Source organism: Streptomyces sp. NPDC005878 (assembly GCF_040629815.1).
Lineage (GTDB): Bacteria > Actinomycetota > Actinomycetes > Streptomycetales > Streptomycetaceae > Streptomyces.
The window spans coordinates 31,785-53,441 of sequence record NZ_JBEXWK010000036.1 but is presented as its reverse complement, the minus strand read 5'-3'; the positions used below and the strand labels follow the sequence as shown (position 1 = coordinate 53,441).

The 21,657-nt window shown below is 70.7% G+C and carries 19 protein-coding genes and 1 riboswitch; of the genes, 14 read left to right on the top strand and 5 right to left on the bottom strand.

The window, feature by feature from the left end:
• Nucleotides 1-20: 20 nt before the first annotated feature.
• Nucleotides 21-1,304: a histidine kinase gene (locus ABZ404_RS34460; protein WP_358833655.1), complete on the top strand. Its 1,284-nt coding sequence runs from the start codon at nucleotides 21-23 to the stop codon at nucleotides 1,302-1,304.
• Nucleotides 1,301-1,990 (top strand): response regulator transcription factor, encoded by a 690-nt coding sequence (locus tag ABZ404_RS34455; RefSeq protein ID WP_358833656.1) that lies wholly within the window; start codon nucleotides 1,301-1,303, stop codon nucleotides 1,988-1,990. The genes ABZ404_RS34460 and ABZ404_RS34455 overlap by 4 nt, the downstream gene beginning before the upstream one ends.
• A gap of 262 nt (nucleotides 1,991-2,252) precedes the next feature.
• Here ABZ404_RS34455 and nadA read toward each other — a convergent pair whose 3' ends face one another.
• On the bottom strand, nucleotides 2,253-3,449 hold the full coding sequence (nadA, locus tag ABZ404_RS34450) for a quinolinate synthase NadA (RefSeq protein WP_358833657.1): 1,197 nt from the start codon (nucleotides 3,447-3,449) through the stop codon (nucleotides 2,253-2,255).
• A gap of 298 nt (nucleotides 3,450-3,747) precedes the next feature.
• Here nadA and ABZ404_RS34445 point away from each other — a divergent pair, with 298 nt between their 5' ends.
• Nucleotides 3,748-4,104 (top strand): iron-sulfur cluster assembly accessory protein, encoded by a 357-nt coding sequence (locus ABZ404_RS34445; RefSeq protein ID WP_159692765.1) that lies wholly within the window; start codon nucleotides 3,748-3,750, stop codon nucleotides 4,102-4,104.
• Between the two features lie 107 nt (nucleotides 4,105-4,211).
• Here the strand turns inward: ABZ404_RS34445 and ABZ404_RS34440 are convergent, their stop codons facing one another.
• A complete protein-coding gene (locus tag ABZ404_RS34440) occupies nucleotides 4,212-5,744 on the bottom strand; it encodes a hypothetical protein (protein ID WP_358833658.1) in 1,533 nt (510 codons plus the stop codon).
• 158 nt (nucleotides 5,745-5,902) lie between these two features.
• On the bottom strand, nucleotides 5,903-6,118 hold the full coding sequence (locus ABZ404_RS34435; RefSeq protein ID WP_358833659.1) for a hypothetical protein: 216 nt from the start codon (nucleotides 6,116-6,118) through the stop codon (nucleotides 5,903-5,905).
• Nucleotides 6,119-6,249: 131 nt separating this feature from the next.
• On the opposite strand from ABZ404_RS34435, the gene ABZ404_RS34430 reads away from it, so the two are divergent.
• Nucleotides 6,250-7,224, top strand: coding sequence for a carbohydrate kinase family protein (locus ABZ404_RS34430; protein WP_358833660.1), 975 nt, complete (start codon nucleotides 6,250-6,252; stop codon nucleotides 7,222-7,224).
• A gap of 245 nt (nucleotides 7,225-7,469) precedes the next feature.
• On the opposite strand, the gene ABZ404_RS34425 is transcribed toward ABZ404_RS34430, so the two are convergent.
• The gene (locus tag ABZ404_RS34425) at nucleotides 7,470-8,852 is read right to left on the bottom strand and encodes an aminotransferase class V-fold PLP-dependent enzyme (RefSeq protein ID WP_358833661.1); all 1,383 of its coding nucleotides are present in this window, start codon (nucleotides 8,850-8,852) and stop codon (nucleotides 7,470-7,472) included.
• Nucleotides 8,853-9,296: 444 nt separating this feature from the next.
• Between ABZ404_RS34425 and coxB the strand changes: the two genes are divergently transcribed.
• From coxB to ABZ404_RS34405, 4 genes are all read left to right on the top strand, one after another.
• Complete coding sequence (gene coxB, locus ABZ404_RS34420; RefSeq protein WP_358833662.1) at nucleotides 9,297-10,229, top strand: cytochrome c oxidase subunit II; 933 nt, start codon at nucleotides 9,297-9,299, stop codon at nucleotides 10,227-10,229.
• A complete protein-coding gene (gene ctaD, locus ABZ404_RS34415) occupies nucleotides 10,226-11,965 on the top strand; it encodes a cytochrome c oxidase subunit I (RefSeq protein ID WP_358833663.1) in 1,740 nt (579 codons plus the stop codon). Before coxB ends, ctaD begins: the two co-directional genes overlap by 4 nt.
• Entirely contained in the window at nucleotides 11,962-12,360 is a 399-nt protein-coding gene (locus ABZ404_RS34410; RefSeq protein ID WP_358833664.1) for a cytochrome c oxidase subunit 4, read from the top strand. Before ctaD ends, ABZ404_RS34410 begins: the two co-directional genes overlap by 4 nt.
• Before the next feature lie 156 nt (nucleotides 12,361-12,516).
• On the top strand, nucleotides 12,517-13,773 hold the full coding sequence (locus ABZ404_RS34405) for an Ig-like domain-containing protein (RefSeq protein ID WP_358833665.1): 1,257 nt from the start codon (nucleotides 12,517-12,519) through the stop codon (nucleotides 13,771-13,773).
• Between the two features lie 31 nt (nucleotides 13,774-13,804).
• On the opposite strand, the gene ABZ404_RS34400 is transcribed toward ABZ404_RS34405, so the two are convergent.
• Complete coding sequence (locus ABZ404_RS34400) at nucleotides 13,805-14,221, bottom strand: hypothetical protein (RefSeq protein ID WP_358833666.1); 417 nt, start codon at nucleotides 14,219-14,221, stop codon at nucleotides 13,805-13,807.
• 178 nt (nucleotides 14,222-14,399) lie between these two features.
• Here ABZ404_RS34400 and ABZ404_RS34395 point away from each other — a divergent pair, with 178 nt between their 5' ends.
• The 6 genes from ABZ404_RS34395 to ABZ404_RS34370 all read left to right on the top strand — a co-directional run bounded on the left by ABZ404_RS34395 (nucleotide 14,400) and on the right by ABZ404_RS34370 (nucleotide 21,629).
• Entirely contained in the window at nucleotides 14,400-15,020 is a 621-nt protein-coding gene (locus ABZ404_RS34395; protein ID WP_358833667.1) for a heme-copper oxidase subunit III, read from the top strand.
• Nucleotides 15,021-15,083: 63 nt separating this feature from the next.
• Nucleotides 15,084-15,893, top strand: a complete 810-nt coding sequence (locus ABZ404_RS34390; protein WP_358833668.1) for a c-type cytochrome — start codon at nucleotides 15,084-15,086, stop codon at nucleotides 15,891-15,893.
• Nucleotides 15,890-16,939 carry a Rieske 2Fe-2S domain-containing protein gene (locus tag ABZ404_RS34385; protein ID WP_358833669.1) on the top strand — a complete coding sequence of 350 codons (1,050 nt, stop codon included), beginning with the start codon at nucleotides 15,890-15,892 and terminating at the stop codon, nucleotides 16,937-16,939. The genes ABZ404_RS34390 and ABZ404_RS34385 overlap by 4 nt, the downstream gene beginning before the upstream one ends.
• Nucleotides 16,936-18,564, top strand: coding sequence for a cytochrome bc complex cytochrome b subunit (locus ABZ404_RS34380; protein ID WP_358833670.1), 1,629 nt, complete (start codon nucleotides 16,936-16,938; stop codon nucleotides 18,562-18,564). Before ABZ404_RS34385 ends, ABZ404_RS34380 begins: the two co-directional genes overlap by 4 nt.
• 133 nt (nucleotides 18,565-18,697) lie before the next feature.
• Nucleotides 18,698-19,762, top strand: coding sequence for an anthranilate phosphoribosyltransferase (gene trpD, locus ABZ404_RS34375; RefSeq protein ID WP_358833671.1), 1,065 nt, complete (start codon nucleotides 18,698-18,700; stop codon nucleotides 19,760-19,762).
• 88 nt (nucleotides 19,763-19,850) lie between these two features.
• A riboswitch (SAM riboswitch) is annotated at nucleotides 19,851-19,968 on the top strand.
• A gap of 230 nt (nucleotides 19,969-20,198) precedes the next feature.
• Nucleotides 20,199-21,629, top strand: a complete 1,431-nt coding sequence (locus ABZ404_RS34370) for an aminotransferase class V-fold PLP-dependent enzyme (protein WP_358833672.1) — start codon at nucleotides 20,199-20,201, stop codon at nucleotides 21,627-21,629.
• Nucleotides 21,630-21,657: the final 28 nt, after the last annotated feature.

The following is a 21,657-nucleotide window of genomic DNA, read 5'->3' as shown; positions in this document are numbered from 1 at the left end:
GCCCCGTACCGTAAGGAGGCGTGACGTTCGCCCGCATCCATGGATGGCTCCGCGCCCACCCCCTCGCCGGGGACGCCGCCCTCGCGGGGGTCGTCCTCGTCTGCATGGTCGTCGGGTCCTTCGCCGACCCGCACGGCTCCAACGGCCCCGTCTTCGGGACCCGGACCCCCAGCGTGACGGCCCTCGTCCTCGCGGTGCTCGGGGCCGTCTCCCTGGTGCTGCGCCGCCGCAACCCGCTCGCGGTCCTCGGACTGACCGGCGGTGTCACCGTCGCCGACCTGCTCGCGGGCAACTCGCCCGCCCCCATCGCGATCGCCCCCGTCGTCGCGCTGTACACGGTCGCCGCGCACACCGACCGCGCCACCACCTACCGCGTCGGCATCACCACCATGGGCGTCCTCACCGCCACCGCGATGGTCTTCGGGGACGCGCCCTGGTACGCGCAGGAGAACGTCGCCGTGCTCGCCTGGACCGGCCTCGCCGCGACCGCCGGGGACGCCGTGCGCAGCCGCCGGGCCATCGTCGAGTCCATCCGCGAGCGCGCCGAACGGGCCGAGCGCACCCGCGAGGAGGAGGCGCGGCGCCGCGTCGCGGAGGAGCGGCTGCGCATCGCCCGCGATCTGCACGACGTCGTCGCGCACCACATCGCGCTGGTCAACGTGCAGGCCGGGGTCGCGGCCCACGTCATGGACAAGCGCCCCGACCAGGCCAAGGAGGCCCTCGCGCACGTACGGGAGGCCAGCCGTTCGGCGCTGAACGAGCTGCGGGCCACCGTCGGCCTGCTGCGCCAGTCCGGCGACCCCGAGGCCCCCACCGAGCCGGCCCCGGGCCTCGCGCTCCTGGACGACCTGCTGGGCGGCTTCCGCCGGGCGGGACTGCCGGTCGAACTCGCCGCCCTGGACCCGGCGGTACGCGCGGGACTGCCGGCCGCCGTGGACCTCGCCGCGTACCGGGTGATCCAGGAAGCCCTCACCAACGTACGCAAACACGCGGGCCCGGACGCGCGGGCCGAGGTCAGCGTGGTCCGGGTGGGGCCGAACGCGGAGGTCACGGTCATCGACAACGGCACCGGCACCGGCGAAGGCGCCACCGCGGGCGACGGCGGCGGCCACGGGCTGCTCGGGATGCGCGAGCGCGTCAGCGCGCTGGGCGGCACCTGCACGGCGGGACCCCGCTACGGCGGCGGCTTCCGGGTGCAGGCGATACTGCCCGTCAAGGCGGCCGACACGGCCCGCACCGCGGAGGCCCGCAAGGCGGCCGACGCCGTCCGGGCGGCCGAGGGACCGGGGGAAGGCTGCGCATGACGATCAGGGTGGTACTCGCGGACGACCAGGCGCTGCTGCGCTCCGCGTTCCGGGTGCTGGTGGATTCCGAGCCGGGGATGCTCGTGGTGGGCGAGGCGTCCGACGGGGCCGAGGCGGTCGCGGTGGCCCGGGCGACCCGGGCCGACGTGGTGCTGATGGACATCCGGATGCCCGGTACGGACGGGCTCGCCGCGACCCGCATGATCAGCCAGGATCCGGATCTCGCCGATGTCCACGTCGTCATGCTCACGACCTTCGAGGTCGACGAGTACGTGGTGCAGTCCCTGCGGGCGGGCGCGTCGGGCTTCCTGGGCAAGGGCGCCGAGCCGGACGAGCTGCTGAACGCCATCCGGATCGCGGCGGCGGGCGAGGCGCTGCTGTCGCCCGTGGCCACCAAGGGCCTGATCGCCAGCTTCCTCGCCCAGGGCGGCAGCTGGGACGGCTCGGGCGAGCCGCCCGGCGCCCACGCCGAGCGCCTGGCGGCCCTCACCGGTCGCGAGCGCGAGGTCCTGGTCCAGGTGGCGGGGGGCCTGTCCAACGACGAGATCGCCGAACGCCTCGTGGTCAGCCCGCTCACGGTGAAGACCCACGTCAACCGGGCGATGGCCAAACTGGGCGCCCGCGACCGCGCCCAACTCGTGGTGATCGCCTACGAGTCGGGCCTGGTGCGCCCGAGGATCGAATAACCGGGGCCGCGCCCCTGGGCGCCCGTTTCTTGGCCGGACGTCGGCTGCGGGTGGTGGCGGGTTGCTCGCGCAGTTCCCCGCGCCCCAGGGGATTGCCGCTCCACGGCAATCCCCTGGGCGCCCCGCGGGGGCGCGTCCAGGGGCGCGGGGAACTGCGCGACCAGCCCCCACCGGCCCGCAGACGAAAAAAGGGGGGCGCGGGGGCGCAGCCCCGCTCGGGGCCGGGGCGGAGCCCCGAACCCCCGCGCGGAAGGGCGACCCGCTACGGCAGCGCCAGCATCCGCTCCAGCGCCAGCTTCGCGAAGCTCTCCGTCTCCGCGTCCACCTGGATCCGGTTGACGAGCTTGCCGTCCGCCAGCGACTCCAGGGTCCACACCAGGTGCGGCAGGTCGATCCGGTTCATCGTCGAGCAGAAGCAGACCGTCTTGTCGAGGAAGACGATCTCCTTGTCCTCCGCGGCGAATCGGTTCGCCAGACGCCGGACCAGGTTCAGCTCCGTGCCGATGGCCCACTTCGACCCGCGCGGCGCGGCCTCCAGGGCCTTGATGATGTACTCCGTCGAGCCCACGTAGTCCGCCGCGGCCACGACCTCGTGCCGGCACTCGGGGTGCACCAGCACGTTCACGCCCGGGATCCGCTCCCGTACGTCGTTGACCGAGTCCAGCGAGAACCGGCCGTGCACCGAGCAGTGGCCCCGCCACAGGATCATCTTGGCGTCGCGCAGCTGCTCGGCGGTGAGGCCGCCGTTGGGCTTGTGCGGGTTGTAGAGCACACAGTCCTCCAGCGACATGCCCATGTCGCGGACGGCGGTGTTGCGGCCCAGGTGCTGGTCCGGCAGGAAGAGCACCTTCTCGCCCTGCTCGAAGGCCCACTCCAGCGCCTTCTTGGCGTTGGAGGAGGTGCAGATGGTGCCGCCGTGCTTGCCGGTGAAGGCCTTGATGTCGGCGGAGGAGTTCATGTACGAGACGGGCACGACCTGCTCGGCGATCCCCGCCTCGGTCAGTACGTCCCAGCACTCGGCGACCTGCTCGGCCGTGGCCATGTCGGCCATCGAGCAGCCGGCGGCCAGGTCCGGCAGCACGACCTTCTGCTCGTCGGAGGTCAGGATGTCGGCGGACTCGGCCATGAAGTGCACACCGCAGAAGACGATGTACTCGGCCTCCGGCTTCGCGGCGGCGTCCCGGGCCAGCTTGAAGGAGTCACCGGTCACGTCGGCGAACTGGATGACCTCGTCGCGCTGGTAGTGGTGGCCGAGGACGAAGACCTTGTCCCCGAGCCTCTCCTTGGCCGCACGGGCGCGCGCCACCAGGTCCGGGTCGGACGGGGACGGCAGGTCGCCGGGGCACTCCACACCGCGCTCGCTCTTCGGGTCGGCCTCACGGCCGAGCAGCAGCAGGGCGAGCGGCGACGGCTGGACAGCGAGATCCTGCCTGGGCTGGGCGGTGGTCACGTCACGCACCCTTTCTCTTTCGCAGACGAGTTTTCGTCTAAATGACGCTATCTATCATAACCGCTTCACGTCAGTTTGACGATGGCCATAGCGTCGATGTGACACACCCCCCTTCGCCCGGCCTCCGTCCCGGCGGTGGCGCCTGCCCCCGGGTTTTCCCCAGCCTTCTCCGGCCCGCGCCGGGGTGTGCGAGCATGAAGGTGGGCCCCGGCACGGCCAGGGCCCACGCACGGCCCGGAATGAATCCGGCGCCCCGCCGGTTGCAACCGTCGGCAAGCAGTCTCCGTACAACCCGGGAGAGAAGCAGATGTCCGTATCGGACGAGACCACCACTGTGAGCGACGGCATCCTCCTGTCCGACGCCGCCGCGGCCAAGGTCAAGGCCCTCCTTGACCAGGAAGGCCGGGAAGACCTCGCCCTGCGCGTCGCCGTCCAGCCCGGCGGCTGCTCCGGCCTGCGCTACCAGCTCTTCTTCGACGAGCGCTCGCTCGACGGCGACGTCGTGAAGGACTTCGACGGTGTGAAGGTCGTCACCGACCGCATGAGCGCCCCGTACCTGGGCGGCGCCTCGATCGACTTCGTGGACACCATCGAGAAGCAGGGCTTCACGATCGACAACCCGAACGCGACGGGCTCCTGCGCCTGCGGCGACTCCTTCAGCTGAGTCGTGTCCATCGCGCCTCGGCGCGACGACGAAGGCGGGCGCCCCCTCGGGGGGTGCCCGCCTTCGTCATGTGCGGTGCGTCATACGTCATGCGCGGCGCGGCCGGCTCAGCCCTTCGGCAGCGGCGTGCCGGTGCGGGCGTCCACCACCTCGCGCGCTCCCAGCGTCTGGTGCAGCGTCACCGAAACGGTCTCCTTCTTGGCGACCATGACGCACATCTTCTGGGGGTCGTGGTGCGCGACGCCCACCGAGACCCGGACCTGATCGCCGCTCTCGTCGGCCGTCGCCGCGTAGGTGTCGCAGACCCCGCCCCAGAAGGTGACGGCCAGGGACCGGCCGTCGTCGGCCACCGCGTACGACACCAGCGCCTGGCGGCCCGTGGGGGACGACCCGGAGGGCGCGGGGAGCGCGGTGCCGGGCCCGGCCGGCGGCGCCGGCGGCTTCGCCAGGTACTTCGGGGCCAGCGCCGGCGCGGTGACGGTGACCGGCCGCTCGGAGCCGGTCCGCTTCACCTGGAAGAGCCACGACGGTACGAGCGCCTGCTGCCCGTCCACGTACTGCGCGGAGAGTCCGAACACCGCCTTGTCGACGACCACCGTCGAGGGGGTGCCCTGCTTGCAGGGCTGCTGGACCCCGCCCTGGGGGTCGCTGGGCAGCTTGCGCTGCGGGTCGCTCGGCAGGCGGCCCCGGGTGGGCTCGCCCTGCGGGTCGTCCAGCGGCACCGGGCCCGTGCAGTCCTTGCCCGTCGGGCGTCCGCCGCCCGACCCGTTGAGCTGCTTCAGGGTCTCCTCGGCGCTCAGCACCGGATAGGTGGCGCCCTTGTGCGGCGCCTTCAGCAGACCGCTGCCGCCGACCACCTGCCCGTCGGAGCCGACCTGGATACCGGTCGTCCAGCCGAAGGTGGGCAGACCGCCGATCACCGGATCCGCGTTCACCACCCGGGCCGCGCCCATCAGCTGGGACGCGTCCAGCTTGGCGTCCTCCTGGCCCACCGCCTTCAGCACGGGCGCGGCCGCCGCCTTGGCGGCCTGCTCACCGGGCGCGGAGCCGTGGCCGGTCGGGTCGTGCTCGCCCGGGGCCACGCCCTGGCCGGTGGTGTGCATGGGGCACTTGCTGCCCTTGGGGCAGTTGTCCGTACCACCGGAGCCGTAGCGGGCGAACGTCCAGCTGCCCGGCGCCTTCTGGTTGACCGTCAGGACGGGACCGCCGCCGTCCTTGCTGATCCCGGCCTTCCACACGCCGCCTTCCAGACGCGGCGGCCCGTCGATGCCCAGGGCCCTGGCGAGCTTCGCCACCTCGGCGTCGCCGACCGTGCCGGCCGGCCGGTAGACCGCCGCCTCGGCCGGTCCCTCGGGCAGCTTCCCCTCGGCGCGGTAGACCACCCCGTTCGGGTCCGGTTCGCCGGGGGCGATGCCCTCCCTGCCGCTGTCCAGGCCGATCGGCGGCGGACCGTCGTCCCTTCCCGCCCCGGCCTTCGCGTCCGCGGCGCCGCCGGCGGGCGAACCGCCCGAGGCGGTGGAGGCCCAGTAGACCCCGCCGCCGCCCGCGACCAGCACCGCGGCCGCGACGGAGGCGAGGACGAACGGCGATCGTCGCGTCCGCCGCTGTGGCGACTCGTCCTGCGTGTGCTCGCTGCTCACCGCATCGCTCCTGTCCAGTCGTATCCCGCATCCCCTTTACGGGGGACAGGGCTTGGACGGAGCGGGGGAGCGCGCGGTTCCCTCCGCGCGCTGCCCCGTCGCCCCGATCCCGCCGGCGGTGCTCCCGGGAGCACCACCGGGCCGGGTCCCGGAGGGGCTCAGTCGCCGTATTCGGACATGGTGGCGATGAGCTCCACCGAATCCGGCGGCACGGACACCCCGTGGATCCGCGAGGGTGGCACGGGCGCGGGTGCGGCGGCCGCCGGGACCACCCAGTGGGGGGCCATACGGGCGCAGGCGCCGCGCAGCTCGGCGAGGCTCGGTTCGGCCGTGGCGGCCGGTGTGACGTTCCCGGTGCGCTTCATGGTTTCCATATTCCGCACCGTAGCCAGCGGGAACCATGCGGAAAAAGGACTACTATCGGGTAGTTTCAGCCCTTCAGAGGAACCGCGACGACCCGTTAGCGTTAGCTGTCAACAGTCCTCCACGCAGGAGTGTCCTAGCCGTGCGTATCGCAGTCACCGGCTCCATCGCCACCGACCACCTCATGACCTTCCCCGGCCGATTCGCCGACCAGCTCGTCGCCGATCAGCTGCACACGGTCTCCCTCTCCTTCCTCGTCGACAACCTCGACGTGCGCCGGGGCGGTGTGGGCGCGAACATCTGCTTCGGGATGGGGCAGCTCGGCACCCGGCCGATCCTCGTCGGCGCCGCCGGCTCCGACTTCGACGAGTACCGCGCCTGGCTGGACCGGCACGGGGTGGACACGAACTCGGTCCGTATCTCCGAGGTCCTGCACACCGCCCGTTTCGTGTGCACCACGGACGCCGACCACAACCAGATCGGCTCCTTCTACACGGGCGCGATGAGCGAGGCCCGCCAGATCGAGCTCCAGTCGGTGGCCGAGCGCGTGGGCGGTCTCGACCTCGTCCTGATCGGCGCCGACGACCCCGAGGCGATGCTGCGCCACACCGAGGAGTGCAAGACGCGGGGGATCCCCTTCGCGGCGGACTTCTCGCAGCAGATCGCCCGGATGTCCGGCGACGACATCCGCACCCTCCTGGAGGGCGCGAAGTACCTCTTCTCCAACGAGTACGAGAAGGGGCTCATCGAGTCCAAGACCGGCTGGAGCGACGAGGAGATCCTGGGGAAGGTCGACTACCGGGTCACCACCCTCGGCTCGCGCGGTGTGCGCATCGAGCGCGTCGGCGAGGGCGCGATCGAGGTCGGCTGCCCGGAGGAGGACGCCAAGGTCGACCCGACCGGCGTCGGCGACGCGTTCCGCGCGGGCTTCCTGTCGGGGCTGTCCTGGGGCGTGGGCCACGAGCGGGCCGCGCAGGTGGGCTGCATGCTGGCGACGCTGGTGATCGAGACGCTCGGCACCCAGGAGTACCAGCTGCGCCGGGCGCACTTCATGGACCGCTTCACCAAGGCGTACGGCGACGAGGCCGCGGCCGAGGTCAAGACGTTCCTGTCCTGACCGCCCGCCCGGTCACCCACCCGTGCCACCTACGTGGGCGTACCCGCCACGGGGGTGGCACGGGTGGGCGCGGCGGCGCCCCCGTTCCGCCGGGCTGCGCACCGCGTCTGCCACGGTTCCGCCGTCGGCGGGTGCGGGTGGGCGGGGGCTGGTCGCGCGGTTCCCCGCGCCCCTGAAGGGCCCGGGCCGCGCCCGGCCCCCTCGGGGCGTACCCCTCACCACAGCAAAAACGCACCCCGCCCCGCTCAGGAGACGCGTCGCACCACGTACGCCGAGCCCCGCTCCCGCGCCTCCTCGCCCACGTACTCCTGTCCCCGCATCGCGCACCACGCCGGGATGTCGAGCCGGGCGGCCTCGTCGTCGGCGAGGACCGTGACCGTGCCGCCGACCGGGACGTCGCCGATCACCTTGGCGAGTTCGATCACCGGGATCGGGCAGCGCTTGCCGAGGGCGTCCAGGGTCAGGTCGCCCGAGGGCACGGCGGGGGCGGGGGAGGACACCGGGGCGCCCAGCCGCGCCCGCACCGACGCCACCACCCGGGGCAGCACCTCGAGGAACCGGTCCACGTCCGCCGCCTCGGTGCCCGGCGGCAGCGAGACCCGGACGTTCCCCTCGCTCAGCACCCCCATCGCGCGCAGCACATGGCTGGGCGTCAGGGTGCTGCTCGTACAGGACGAACCGGACGAAACCGAGAAACCCTCGCGGTCCAGCTCGTGCAGCAGGGTCTCCCCGTCGACATAGAGACAGGAGAAGGTGACCAGATGCGGCAGCCGCCGCACCGGGTCCCCGACCACCTCCACGTCCGGCACCAGCCGGGCCACCCCGGCGCGCACCCGGTCGACCAGCTCGCGCAGCCGCTCCGCCTCGGCCGCCGCCTCCGCCCGTACCGCCCGCAGCGACGCCGCCGCCGCCACGATCGCCGGAATGTTCTCGAAGCCGGCCGCCCGGCCCGACTCCCGCTCGTCGGCGGGGCCCCGGGGGGCAAACCGGACGCCCTTGCGGACCGCCAGCAGCCCGACCCCCGCGGGCCCGCCCCACTTGTGCGCGCTCGCGGCCAGCAGCGACCAGCCCTCCTCGACCGGACCCCAGGCCAGCGACTGGGCCGCGTCCACCAGCAGCGGCACCCCCGCCTCCCGGCAGGCCGCCGCCACCTCGCCCACCGGCTGCGCGGTGCCCACCTCGTGGTTGGCGGACTGGAGGCAGGCGAGCGCGGTGTCGGGGCGCAGGGCGGCGGCGTACGCGGCGGGGGAGACCGCGCCGGTCCGGTCGACCGGCACCTGGGTCATCTCGCCGCCGTCCGCCTCCAGGGCCCCGCCCGCGTGCAGGACGGAGGAGTGCTCGACCGCCGACACCACCAGATGGCGGCCGACACGCCGGCGCCCGGCGACGGAACCGTAAATTCCGGAATGCACCGCCCGGGTACCCGAAGAGGTGAACACGAGCTCGTCCGGGCGGCACCCGACCGCCTCGGCCGCGGCCTCCCGGGCCGCGTCGAGCAGCAGCCGGGCCCGCCTGCCCTCGCGGTAGAGCCGGGCGGGATCGGCCCACCCCTCGTCGAGGGAGGCCACCAGGGCCTGACGGGCGACGGGGTGCAGGGGGGCGGAGGAGGCGGCATCGAAGTAGGGCACCCGATCACGCTATCCCCGGCGGGGTGCGGGGTGCGGGGTGCGGGGTGCGGGGTGCGGGCGTCCGGGCGTCCCGGCGTCCGGGGGTCGTCCGGGCCCGTTGCCGCGCCGCTTCGGGAGGCCCTCCGCGCCGCCTCACCCCCCGTACACCCGTACGGGAAGACCCGTCAGATGGCTCGCGGAGGCCCGGATTCCACCCCTTCGGGGGCCCCGGCGGCGCGTTGGGCACCCTCCCCGCGCGACCCCAAATAGCGTCCAGTAGGGTTTGGTCCGCATAAACATCCAAACCCCTGCCCGCGGCCAGGGCGGCGACCGACCAGCGAGACGGACGGCCGGAGCCGGCCGGCGCGGGCGAGACTCTCGGGAAGGCGCTACGTGAGTCCCAACGGCTCCGACCTCCCCCGCTGCCTAGAGGGCGCGGGCGGTTCCCCCACGTCGAGGCGCCCGATGCGGCGGAAGCTGCTGCAGGTGTCGACTGCGGGCCTGGTCCTGGCTACCGCCTCCGGTTGCTCGTACAACTGGAAAGACTTCCCTCGCCTAGGTATGCCCACCCCGGTGACGGAGGAGGCTCCGCGGATCCTGTCCCTCTGGCAGGGTTCGTGGGCGGCTGCGCTCGCCACGGGCGTGCTGGTCTGGGGCCTGATCCTGTGGAGCGTCATCTTCCACCGGCGCAGCCGCACCAAGGTCGAGGTACCCCCGCAGACCCGGTACAACATGCCCATCGAGGCGCTGTACACGGTCGTCCCCCTCATCATCGTCTCGGTGCTCTTCTACTTCACCGCGCGTGATGAGTCGAAGCTCCTCGAGCTCTCCCCGAAGCCGGCCCACACCGTCAACGTGGTCGGCTACCAGTGGAGCTGGGGCTTCAACTACGTCGAGAACGTGGACGGCAACCCGGCCACGGGCGACGCCGCGAAGTCCAAGGAGCTGTCCGCCATCCCGGACCGCTTCACCAAGGCCTTCCCGGCGGGCGCCGACGGCGTGTACGACGTCGGCATCCCCGGCACGCGGAACCCGCAGACCGGAAACCCCGGGCCCACCCTGTGGCTGCCCAAGGGCGAGAAGGTCCGCTTCGTGCTGACGTCCCGTGACGTCATCCACTCCTTCTGGGTGGTCCCCTTCCTGATGAAGCAGGACGTCATCCCGGGGCACACCAACTCCTTCGAGGTGACCCCGACCCAGGAGGGCACCTTCCTCGGCAAGTGCGCCGAGCTGTGCGGTGTCGACCACTCCCGGATGCTCTTCAACGTGAAGGTCGTCTCCCCGGAGCGCTACCAGCAGCACCTCAAGGAGCTGGCGGCGAAGGGCCAGACCGGCTACGTGCCGGCGGGCATCGCTCAGACCGACCCCGCCAAGAACGCGGAGACGAACAAACTGTGAGCATCCTCAACGAATCCCAGGGTGCCGCGGCAGCAGACGACTCGTACGAGAACGAGCTGCCGGTCCGGCGCAAGCAGCCGGGGAACGTCGTCGTGAAGTGGCTGACCACCACTGACCACAAGACGATCGGCACGATGTATCTGGTCACGTCGTTCGCGTTCTTCTGCATCGGCGGGATCATGGCGCTCTTCATGCGCGCCGAACTCGCCCGCCCCGGCACGCAGATCATGTCGAACGAGCAGTTCAACCAGGCGTTCACGATGCACGGCACGATCATGCTGCTGATGTTCGCGACGCCGCTGTTCGCCGGCTTCGCGAACTGGATCATGCCGCTGCAGATCGGCGCGCCCGACGTGGCGTTCCCGCGGCTGAACATGTTCGCCTACTGGCTCTACCTGTTCGGCTCGACCATCGCGGTCGGCGGCTTCCTCACCCCGCAGGGCGCGGCCGACTTCGGCTGGTTCGCCTACTCCCCGCTGTCGGACGCGGTCCGCTCGCCGGGCGTCGGCGCCGACATGTGGATCATGGGTCTGGCCTTCTCCGGCTTCGGCACGATCCTCGGCTCGGTCAACTTCATCACCACGATCATCTGCATGCGCGCTCCCGGCATGACGATGTTCCGGATGCCGATCTTCGTGTGGAACGTCCTGCTGACCGGTGTGCTGGTCCTGCTCGCGTTCCCGGTCCTGGCCGCCGCGCTGTTCGCCCTGGAGGCGGACCGCAAGTTCGGTGCCCACATCTTCGACGCGTCCAACGGCGGCGCGCTGCTGTGGCAACACCTCTTCTGGTTCTTCGGCCATCCAGAGGTGTACATCATCGCCTTGCCCTTCTTCGGCATCATCTCCGAAGTCATCCCGGTGTTCTCCAGGAAGCCGATGTTCGGCTACATGGGCCTGGTGGGCGCGACGATCGCCATCGCCGGTCTGTCCGTGACCGTGTGGGCGCACCACATGTACGTCACGGGCGGCGTGCTCCTGCCGTTCTTCTCGTTCATGACGTTCCTCATCGCGGTACCGACCGGTGTGAAGTTCTTCAACTGGATCGGCACGATGTGGAAGGGCTCGCTGTCCTTCGAGACCCCGATGCTCTGGGCCGTCGGCTTCCTGATCACCTTCACCTTCGGTGGTCTGACCGGCGTCATCCTGGCCTCGCCCCCGATGGACTTCCACGTCTCCGACTCGTACTTCGTCGTCGCGCACTTCCACTACGTCATCTTCGGCACCGTGGTCTTCGCGATGTTCTCCGGATTCCACTTCTGGTGGCCGAAGTTCACGGGCAAGATGCTGGACGAGCGCCTGGGCAAGATCACCTTCTGGACGCTGTTCGTGGGCTTCCACGGCACGTTCCTGGTGCAGCACTGGCTCGGCGCCGAGGGCATGCCGCGCCGTTACGCGGACTACCTCGCCGCCGACGGCTTCACCGCGCTGAACACGATCTCGACCATCAGCTCCTTCCTGCTGGGCCTGTCGATCCTTCCGTTCATGTACAACGTCTGGAAGACCGCCAAGTACGGCAAGAAGATCGAGGTCGACGACCCGTGGGGCTACGGCCGTTCGCTCGAATGGGCGACGTCGTGCCCGCCGCCGCGGCACAACTTCCTCACCCTGCCGCGCATTCGCTCCGAATCCCCGGCGTTCGACCTGCACCACCCGGAGATCGCGGCTCTCGACCAGCTCGAGAACCACGGCGCCGGTGACAACGCGGCTCTCGCCGGCGGCAAGGAGGCGGGCAAGTGAAGATCCAGGGCAAGATGTTCCTCTGGCTCTCCGTCTTCATCCTGATCATGGCCGTCGTGTACGGCGTGTGGTCGAAGGAGCCGGCCGGTGCCACCGCTCTCGTGATGGCCTTCGGCCTGAGCGTGATGATCGGCTTCTACCTGGCCTTCACGGCCCGGCGGGTCGACGCGGGCGCGCAGGACGACAAGGAGGCCGATGTCGCGGACGACGCCGGTGAGCTGGGGTTCTTCTCCCCGCACAGCTGGCAGCCGCTGTCGCTCGCCATTGGTGGCGCGCTGGCGTTCCTGGCCATCGCGATGGGCTGGTGGCTGCTGTACTTCTCGGCGCCGCTGATCCTTATCGGCATCTACGGCTGGGTGTTCGAGTACTACCGCGGCGAGAACCAGAACCAGTAGGTCCCCGCACGCACCCGTGAAGGGCCCCGCGGCTCGTAGGAGTCCGCGGGGCCCTTCCGCGTACCCGGGGGCCGCTCACGGGCCGCCCAGGGGGTGCGCCGCCCGTTTGCAGTCCTCCGGCGCGCCGAACCGGTCCGCTCTTCATAACGTGTGGGCATGAGTCAGGCACCGCGTACCCGTACCGTCCTCGGCTGCACCCTGCTGGTCACCGCCCTGGGGGCGGGGGCCGCCGGGTGCGGCGGCCACTCCGACGGCAACCCGCTCTCGGCCAAGCCGTACGACGCGGCCGGCCAGATCGCGTACAACGGTCCGGCGGGCAGTGCGAAGGCGGACCCGGACAAGCCCCTGGAGATCACCGCCAGGGGCGGCCGCGGCCGGATCACGGACGTGACGGTCGCGGACGCGGCGGGCCGCTACCTCGCGGGCGAGCTCGACGGCGACGGCAACCGCTGGCACTCCACCTCGCCGCTGGTCGCCGGGACCCACTACACGGTGGTGGTCTCCACGGAGGACACGGACGGCGCTCCGGGCCGCCGTACGCTCACGTTCGACACCACCGCGCCCAAGGACACCGTGAAGGTCGAGTTCGGCCCGGACGCGGGCAAGTACGGCGTCGGGCAGCCCATCACGGCGGAGCTCAGCCGGCCGGTGAAGGACAAGGCGGCCCGCTCGGTCGTCGAACGTGCCCTCAAGGTCGAGTCCAAGCCCTCGGTGGAGGGCGCCTGGTACTGGGTGGACGACAAGACGCTCCACTACCGGCCCAAGGACTACTGGCCCGCGCACGCGACCGTCCGGGCCACCTCGCGCCTGGAGGGCGTGCGGATCGCGGACAAGCTGTACGGCGGTCCCGCCAAGCCCCTGAAGATCACCACGGGTGACCGCATCGAGGCCATCACGGACGCCGCCACGCACTACATGACGGTCAAACGCAACGGAGAAGTGATCAATACCATTCCGGTGACCACCGGGAAGCCGGGCTTCTCCACCCGCAACGGCGTCAAGGTGGTGCTGGGCAAGCAGTACTACGTACGTATGCGCGGGGAGACGGTCGGGATCTCGGCCGGCAGCGCCGACGCGTACGACCTGCCGGTCTACTACGCCACCCGGGTGACCTGGAGCGGCGAATACGTGCACGCGGCCCCCTGGTCGGTGGGCTCGCAGGGCGCGGCGAACGTCAGCCACGGCTGTACGGGCATGTCCACCGGGAACGCGGCCTGGTTCTTCGAGACCGTGACCGAGGGCGACATCGTGAAGGTCGTCAACAGCATCGGCGAGGACATGACGCCCTTCGACAACGGCTTCGGCGACTGGAACGTCGACTGGGAGAAGTGGCGCAAGGGCAGCGTGCTCCAGGCCGACGCGAAGGCCGGGCAGAGCAAGCTGAACTCCGCCCGGCTGCGACCGCAGGTCTAGGGCCTGCCCGGTGGGGGTCGGGGCGGGCGGATCAGGCCCGGGTGGCCAGGGCGCCGTCCGGGCGCCGCTGGCGCAGCAGGGCGGCCAGCGCGGCCGCGAACTCGACCGGCTCGACCGGGAGGGTCACCGCGGCGTCCGCGCGGCTCCAGGTGGCCAGCCAGGCGTCCTGCGGGCGCCCGATGAGCAGCAGCACGGGCGGGCACTGGAAGATCTCGTCCTTGATCTGCCGGCAGATGCCCATGCCCCCGGCCGGGACGGCCTCCCCGTCCAGGACGCACACGTCGATGCCGCCGCGGTCCAGCTCCTTGAGGACGGCGTGCGGGGTCGCGCACTCCAGGAAGGTCACCGGGGGAACGTCGGAGGCTGGCCTGCGCCCGGCGGCGAGCCGCACCTGCTCACGGGTGTTCGCGTCGTCGCTGTAGACAAGTACGGTGGCGCTCGACTGCATTGTTCCTCCGATTCGACGGCGGTACGGGCTCGGGAGCCGATGCGCGGATGCTACTCCGTCCGACACCGTGTCAACACCGGTTCGGCGAGCGCCCGGATGGGCCGTTCGGGCAGGACACGGGGTGCGGACACACCGAACGGCACCCCCCGGAGTGAGCGCGAGATAAGCGACCGACATAATGTCGGTCGTGGCGACAGCAACGACAGTAGAAACCGGGCACGCGCACCCGTCGGTCAATCGGCCGAACCTCACCAGCGTCGGAACCATCATCTGGCTGAGTTCCGAGCTGATGTTCTTCGCGGCCCTCTTCGCGATGTACTTCACCCTGCGATCGGTGACGGGTGCCGAGCACTGGAAGGAAATGGCGTCCTCGCTGAACCTTCCGTTCTCGGCGACGAACACCACGATCCTGGTGCTCTCCTCCCTCACGTGCCAGCTCGGCGTCTTCGCCGCCGAGCGGGGCGACGTGAAGAAGCTGCGCACCTGGTTCATGATCACTTTCGTGATGGGTGCGATCTTCATCGGAGGCCAGGTCTTCGAGTACACCGAGCTGGTGAAGAAGGACGGCCTCTCGCTGTCCTCCGACCCGTACGGCTCGGTGTTCTACCTGACCACCGGCTTCCACGGCATGCATGTGACAGGCGGTCTCATCGCCTTCCTGCTGGTTCTCGGCAGGACCTACGCGGCCAGAAGGTTCACCCACGAACAGGCGACCGCCGCCATCGTCGTGTCCTACTACTGGCACTTCGTCGATGTGGTCTGGATCGGCCTCTTCGCCACGATCTACCTGATCAAGTAATCGGGCACGCAGACCCGACACCATCCCGCACTGACGCAGAAGATCCTGACACCGGGGTAATCCGTGAAAAAGCTCTCCGCACGACGACGCCATCCGCTGGCGGCGCTCGTCGTCCTACTCCTCGCGCTGGCGGCCACCGGGGGGCTGTACGCCGCGTTCGCGCCCGCGGACAAGGCGAAGGCCGACGAAACCGCCCAGTCCCTCGCCATCGACGAGGGCAAGAAGCTCTACTCCGTCGGCTGCGCCAGCTGCCACGGAACCGGCGGTCAGGGAACCTCTGACGGCCCGTCCCTGGTCGGCGTCGGCTCCGCCGCCGTGGACTTCCAGGTCGGCACCGGCCGGATGCCGGCGCAGCAGCCCGGCGCCCAGGTGCCGAAGAAGAAGGTCATCTACTCGCAGGCCGAGATCGACCAGCTCGCCGCGTACGTCGCCTCCCTGGGCGCCGGCCCGATCAAGCCGACCGAGAAGCAGTACAGCCCGGAAGGCGCGGACATCGCCAAGGGTGGCGAGCTGTTCCGCACCAACTGCGCCCAGTGCCACAACTTCTCCGGCAAGGGCGGTGCGCTCACGCACGGCAAGTACGCCCCCAGCCTGGAGGGTGTGGACCCGAAGCACATCTACGAGGCCATGCAGACCGGCCCGCAGAACATGCCGTCCTTCCCCGACACGACGATGCCGCAGAAGCAGAAGCAGGACATCATCGCGTACCTGGACGCCGTGAACAGTGAGAAGACGGCGAGCCCCGGTGGCCTGTCGCTGGGGGGCCTCGGTCCCGTCAGTGAGGGTCTGTTCGCGTGGATCTTCGGCCTCGGTGCCCTCATCGCAGTCGCCATCTGGATCGCGGCCCACTCCGCTAAGGCCAAGAAGTCATGAGTAGCCAAGACAATTCCGAGAACCTGCCCAGCGAGCAGGACCCCGAGCACGGCTCGGTCGAGCGCGCCCGCGACCCGTTCGCGGACCCGGGGCTGCCGCCCCACCGTCCGCGCGTCCAGGACATCGACGAGGCGGCCGCCAGGCGCTCCGAGCGCGTGGTCGCCGGTCTCTTCATGCTCTCGATGGTCGCCACGGTCGCCTTCATCGCGTCCTTCGTGATCTTCCCGATCGACAAGATCGTCTACATCTTCCCGTTCGGGCACGTCAGCGCGCTGAACTTCTCCCTGGGTCTGACCCTGGGTGTCGCGCTGTTCTGCATCGGCGCCGGCGCGGTCCACTGGGCCCGCACGCTGATGGCCGACGAGGAGATGTCGGACGACCGTCACGAGATCGCCGCTCCGCCGGAGGTCCGCGAGAAGGTCATGCAGGACTGGGCGGACGGCGTCCGCGAGTCCGGCTTCGGCCGCCGCAAGCTGATCCGCAACACCATGTACGGCGCGCTGGCCATGGTGCCGCTGGCCGGTGTGGTGCTCCTGCGCGACCTGGGCACCCTGCCCGAGGACAAGCTGCGCAAGACGATGTGGGCCAAGGGCAAGGCCCTCATCAACATGAACACCAACGAGCCGCTGCGTCCCGAGGACGTGGCCGTCGGTTCGCTCACCTTCGCCAAGCCCGAGGGCCTGGAGGAGGACCAGCACGACTTCCAGACCCAGATCGCCAAGGCCGCCCTGATGATCGTCCGGCTCCAGCCGGAGAACATCAAGGACAAGCGCGAGCTGGAGTGGTCGCACCAGGGCATCGTGGCGTTCTCGAAGATCTGCACCCACGTCGGTTGCCCGATCAGCCTGTACGAGCAGCAGACCCACCACGTGCTCTGCCCGTGCCACCAGTCCACCTTCGACCTCTCCGACGGGGCCCGCGTCATCTTCGGCCCGGCCGGTCACGCTCTGCCGCAGCTGCGCATCGGCGTGAACAGCGAGGGTTACCTCGAAGCGCTCGGCGACTTCGAAGAGCCCGTCGGTCCTGCCTTCTGGGAGCGCGGATGAGCACCACCACGACTGACGAACGCCGCGAGGCCGGCAAGGGCGAGAAGTTCGCCGACTGGGCCGACGGCCGGCTGGGGATCTACACCCTGGCCAAGACCAACATGCGCAAGATCTTTCCGGACCACTGGTCCTTCATGCTCGGCGAGATCTGCATGTACACGTTCATCATCATCATCCTCACGGGCGTGTACCTGACACTGTTCTTCCACCCGAGCATGAACGAGGTCGTCTACGACGGCTCCTACGTTCCGCTCCAGGGCGTACAGATGTCCGAGGCGTTCAACTCGACCATGCACATCAGCTTCGATGTGCGCGGTGGTCTGCTCATCCGGCAGATCCACCACTGGGCGGCGCTGATCTTCCTCGCCGGCATGTTCGTGCACATGATGCGCGTCTTCTTCACGGGCGCGTTCCGCAAGCCGCGCGAGGTCAACTGGCTCTTCGGCTTCCTGCTGTTCTTCTGCGGCATGTTCACCGGCTTCACCGGCTACTCGCTCCCGGACGACCTGCTCTCGGGCACCGGCGTCCGCTTCATGGAGGGCGCCATCCTGGGCGTGCCGGTCGTCGGCACGTACCTGTCGTTCTTCATCTACGGCGGCGAGTTCCCCGGCGGCGACTTCGTGGCCCGGTTCTACTCGGTCCACATCCTGCTGCTGCCCGGCATCATGCTCGGCCTGATGATCACTCACCTGATCCTGGTCTTCTACCACAAGCACACCCAGTTCGCGGGCCCCGGCCGCACCAACAAGAACGTCGTGGGCGCCCCGCTGCTGCCCGTCTACACGGCCAAGGCCGGCGGCTTCTTCTTCCTGGTGTTCGGTGTCATCGCGGTCATCGCCGCGATCGCCTCGATCAACCCGATCTGGGAGATCGGCCCCTACCGCCCGGACCAGGTGTCGACCGGCGCCCAGCCCGACTGGTACATGGGCTTCGCCGAAGGCCTCATCCGTGTGATGCCGGGCTGGGAGATCAACCTGTGGGGCCACACGCTGGTCCTCGGTGTGTTCATCCCGCTGGTGATCTTCCCGCTGGTGCTCTTCGCGATCGCGGCCTACCCGTTCATCGAGGCCTGGATCACCAAGGACACCCGCGAGCACCACATCGCCGACCGTCCGCGCAACGCTCCCGTCCGCACCGGTATCGGTGTGGCGTGGGTGACCGCGTACATGGTGATGCTGGTCGGCGGTGGCAACGACCTGTGGGCGACCAACTTCAACCTGTCGCTCAACGCCATCACCTGGTTCGTCCGGATCGCGTTCTTCGTCGGACCGGTCGTCGCGTTCATCGTCACCAAGCGGATCTGCCTGGGCCTCCAGCGCCGGGACGCCGAGAAGGTGCTGCACGGTCGCGAGACCGGCATCATCAAGCGGCTGCCGCACGGTGAGTTCGTCGAGGTCCACGAGCCGCTCGACGCGGGCCAGCTGTACAAGCTCACCGCGCACGAGCAGACCCGTCCGGCCGAGCTGCCGGCGGCCGTCGACGAGAACGGTGTCAAGCGCAAGGTCTCCCGCATGGAGAAGCTGCGCGTCAAGCTCCACAAGGGTTACTTCGGCGAGCAGAGCCAGATCGCCAAGCCGACCGCCGAGGAGTACGAGGAGATCACCAGCGGCCACGGCCACCACTGATCCCCACCCAGCGCGACGCTGTACGCCACACAGCACGGGGCCCCGTCCAGGCGATGGACGGGGCCCTTCGCCGTTCCCGGGGCTGGATAGGGTGTTCCCATTCCCTATCCGTCGGTGGACCCAGGAGCGGACCATGAACGTTGTGACCCCGGCAGGCGGCGACAGCGTGGCGGCCTACTCCTGGCCGGGCGTACTGGACGCCCTGCTCAGCGGCACCGACCAGAGCGCCGAGGCGACCGCCTGGGCGATGGACTCGATCATGCGCGGCGAGGCGACCGACGCGCAGATCGCCGGGTTCGCGGTGGCCCTGCGGGCCAAGGGCGAGACCGTCGCCGAGATCACCGGCATGGTCCGCGCGATGTACGAGCACGCCAACCTGATCGAGGTGCCCGGCCGGACCGTCGACATCGTCGGCACCGGCGGCGACGGCGCCAAGACCGTCAACATCTCCACCATGTCGGCCATCGTGGTCGCGGGCACCGGCGCCAAGGTCGTCAAGCACGGCAACCGGGCCGCGTCCTCCGCCAGCGGCGCCTCCGACGTCCTGGAGAAGCTCGGCGTCAACCTCGACCTCACACCCCGGCAGGTGGTCCAGGTCGCCGAGGAGGCGGGCGTCACCTTCTGCTTCGCGGTGAAGTTCCACCCCGCCCTGCGGTACGTCGCCGCCGCCCGCCGCGAACTCGGCATCCGCACCACCTTCAACTTCCTCGGCCCGCTCACCAACCCCGCCCGGGTGACGTCCCAGGCGACCGGCGTCGCGGACGCGCGGATGGCGCCGATCGTGGCCGGCGTCCTCGCCGAACGCGGCTCCTCGGCGCTGGTGTTCCGGGGCGACGACGGCATGGACGAGCTGACGACCACCGCGACCTCCCGCGTCTGGGTGGTACGGGACGGGGCGGTGCGCGAGGAGGCCTTCGACCCCAGGGACGTGGGCATCGACCTGGTGCCGGTGGAGGCGCTGCGCGGCGCCGACGCCTCGTACAACGCGGACGTGGCCCGGCGGCTGCTGGCCGGGGAGACCGGGCCGGTACGGGACGCGGTGCTGCTCAACTCGGCGGCGGCGCTGGTCGCCCTCGACCCGGGCCCGGGCACCCTGATGGAGCAGATCCGGGACGGGATCGCCCGGGCGGCCGAGTCGGTGGACTCCGGATCGGCGAGACGGGCCCTGGAGCGGTGGGTGGCGGCCAGCAACGCGTAGCCGCCGCCCGAAGGTGTGACGCACGGCGCGGTCCGGATGCCGGACCGCGCCTTGCGCGTACGCCGACGTATGGCAGGATGCTTTCCAAGGTCATGAGTGACAGCGACTACGGCCCCGGCCCGCTGTCCGGCAACCCTCCGTCCGTGGCGGGGTGCCCCGGGTGAAGACCAGGCCGCAGGCAGCGAGGTCGGCGGCAAGCGCGGACCCCTGCGCACCCGTTCTCCGGGTGGCGCGCCCCTGGGGTCCTGGTCCTCAAGGGAGCAGTCTCGTGAGCAAGCGAATGCGATAGGGCCTCCGGCCCCTTCTTCTGTACACCTCCGTACGCCCTCCGCGCGTACGTCGAGGTCACCCCCCGTGCATCCGGCGCCGCCGGTCGGTCCGCCGTGCCCCGGGGGTTCCACAGCCGATTCGCCTTGTCCCGCAGGGAGATACCGCCATGTCCGCATACGCGTCCACGTCCACGCCCGCCTTCACCACCGCGTCCGCCCCCCTCTCGTCCTCTTCTCCGTCGTCGTCGTCCTCGTCCGAGGAGGCCTGCTGCGCGGGGCCGCTGCCGGTGCTCGGCCGGGACGTCACCGTGCCGCTGGTCACCGGCGGCGAGGTGACGTACGCGGCCCTCGACTACGCGGCGAGCGCCCCCGCCCTCCAGCGGGTGTGGGACGACGTGGCCGCGTACGCCCCCTACTACGGCAGCGTGCACCGGGGCGCGGGCTACCTCTCGCAGCTCTCCACCGACCTGTTCGAGAACAGCCGGGCGACGGTGGCCGAGTTCCTCGACTGCCGCCCCGGCGACCAGGTGGTCTTCACCCGGTCGACGACGGACTCGCTGAACCTGCTGGCCCGGGTGCTCCCCGCCGACTGCCAGGTCTTCGTCTTCGAGACCGAGCACCACGCGTCGCTGCTGCCGTGGCGGGACGCGCAGGTCACGTACCTCGACGCGCCGCGCACGCCGCGGCAGGCGGTGGCGATCCTGGAGCGCGCGCTGGCCGACCGCGAGCCCTACGGCCCGGCGCTGGTCTGCGTCACCGGCGCCTCCAACGTCACGGGCGAGCTGTGGCCGGTGAGGGAGCTGACGGCGGCTGCCCACGCGCACGGGGCGCGGATCGTGCTGGACGCGGCGCAGCTGGCGCCCCACCACCCCGTCTCCGTACGGGAGTCGGACGTCGACTGGATCGCCTTCTCCGGGCACAAGCTGTACGCGCCGTTCGGCTCGGGGGTGCTGGCCGGGCGCGCGGACTGGTTCCAGGAGGCCGAGCCGTACCTCGCGGGCGGCGGCGCCTCCCGTACCGTCGCGCGGCGCGCGGACGGCGGGGTGGACGTCGAGTGGCACACCACGGCCGCCCGGCACGAGGCCGGATCGCCGAACGTGATCGGGGTGTACGCCATCGCGTCCGCCTGCAAGGCGCTCACGGAGGCGGGCTTCGACGCCCTGGTGGAGCGGGAGCGACACCTGATCGCGAAGGTGCGGGAGGGGCTGGCGGCGGTGCCGCAGGTACGGGTGCTGTCCCTCTTCGGCGACGACGCGCCGAGGGTCGGGGTGATCTCGTTCGTCGTGGACGGCTGGAACAGCTCGCACTTCGCGGCGGCGCTGTCGGCGGAGTACGGGATCGGGGTGCGGGACGGCCTGTTCTGCGCCCACCCGCTGGTACGGACGCTGCTCGGCGGGGAGCCGCAGGAGCAGGGGGAGTGCGGGGCGCCGGAGGGGGAGCCGGGGGAGCGGTCCCTGAACGCGATCCGGGTCAGCTTCGGGGCGGGGACGCCGGACGAGCATGTGGAGCGGTTCGTGGGGGCGGTGCGGGAGTTGGTGGGGGAGGGGGCGAAGTGGGCGTACCAGGTGGAGGGGGGCCGCTGCGTCCCGGCGAAGTGACGCCCCCGGGGCCACGCCCCGGCCCCCT

What these genes read in the sequence shown, in the direction of transcription:
- ABZ404_RS34455 (WP_358833656.1), top strand. Translation starts at nt 1,301, where the DNA reads ATGACGATCAGGGTGGTACTCGCGGACGACCAGGCGCTGCTGCGCTCC.
- ABZ404_RS34395 (WP_358833667.1), top strand. Translation starts at nt 14,400, where the DNA reads ATGTCGGTCGTGGCGACAGCAACGACAGTAGAAACCGGGCACGCGCAC.
- ABZ404_RS34445 (WP_159692765.1), top strand. Translation starts at nt 3,748, where the DNA reads ATGTCCGTATCGGACGAGACCACCACTGTGAGCGACGGCATCCTCCTG.
- ABZ404_RS34405 (WP_358833665.1), top strand. Translation starts at nt 12,517, where the DNA reads ATGAGTCAGGCACCGCGTACCCGTACCGTCCTCGGCTGCACCCTGCTG.
- ABZ404_RS34370 (WP_358833672.1), top strand. Translation starts at nt 20,199, where the DNA reads ATGTCCGCATACGCGTCCACGTCCACGCCCGCCTTCACCACCGCGTCC.
- ABZ404_RS34400 (WP_358833666.1), bottom strand. Translation starts at nt 14,221, where the DNA reads ATGCAGTCGAGCGCCACCGTACTTGTCTACAGCGACGACGCGAACACC.
- ABZ404_RS34380 (WP_358833670.1), top strand. Translation starts at nt 16,936, where the DNA reads ATGAGCACCACCACGACTGACGAACGCCGCGAGGCCGGCAAGGGCGAG.
- ABZ404_RS34385 (WP_358833669.1), top strand. Translation starts at nt 15,890, where the DNA reads ATGAGTAGCCAAGACAATTCCGAGAACCTGCCCAGCGAGCAGGACCCC.
- coxB (WP_358833662.1), top strand. Translation starts at nt 9,297, where the DNA reads ATGCGGCGGAAGCTGCTGCAGGTGTCGACTGCGGGCCTGGTCCTGGCT.
- ABZ404_RS34435 (WP_358833659.1), bottom strand. Translation starts at nt 6,118, where the DNA reads ATGGAAACCATGAAGCGCACCGGGAACGTCACACCGGCCGCCACGGCC.
- trpD (WP_358833671.1), top strand. Translation starts at nt 18,698, where the DNA reads ATGAACGTTGTGACCCCGGCAGGCGGCGACAGCGTGGCGGCCTACTCC.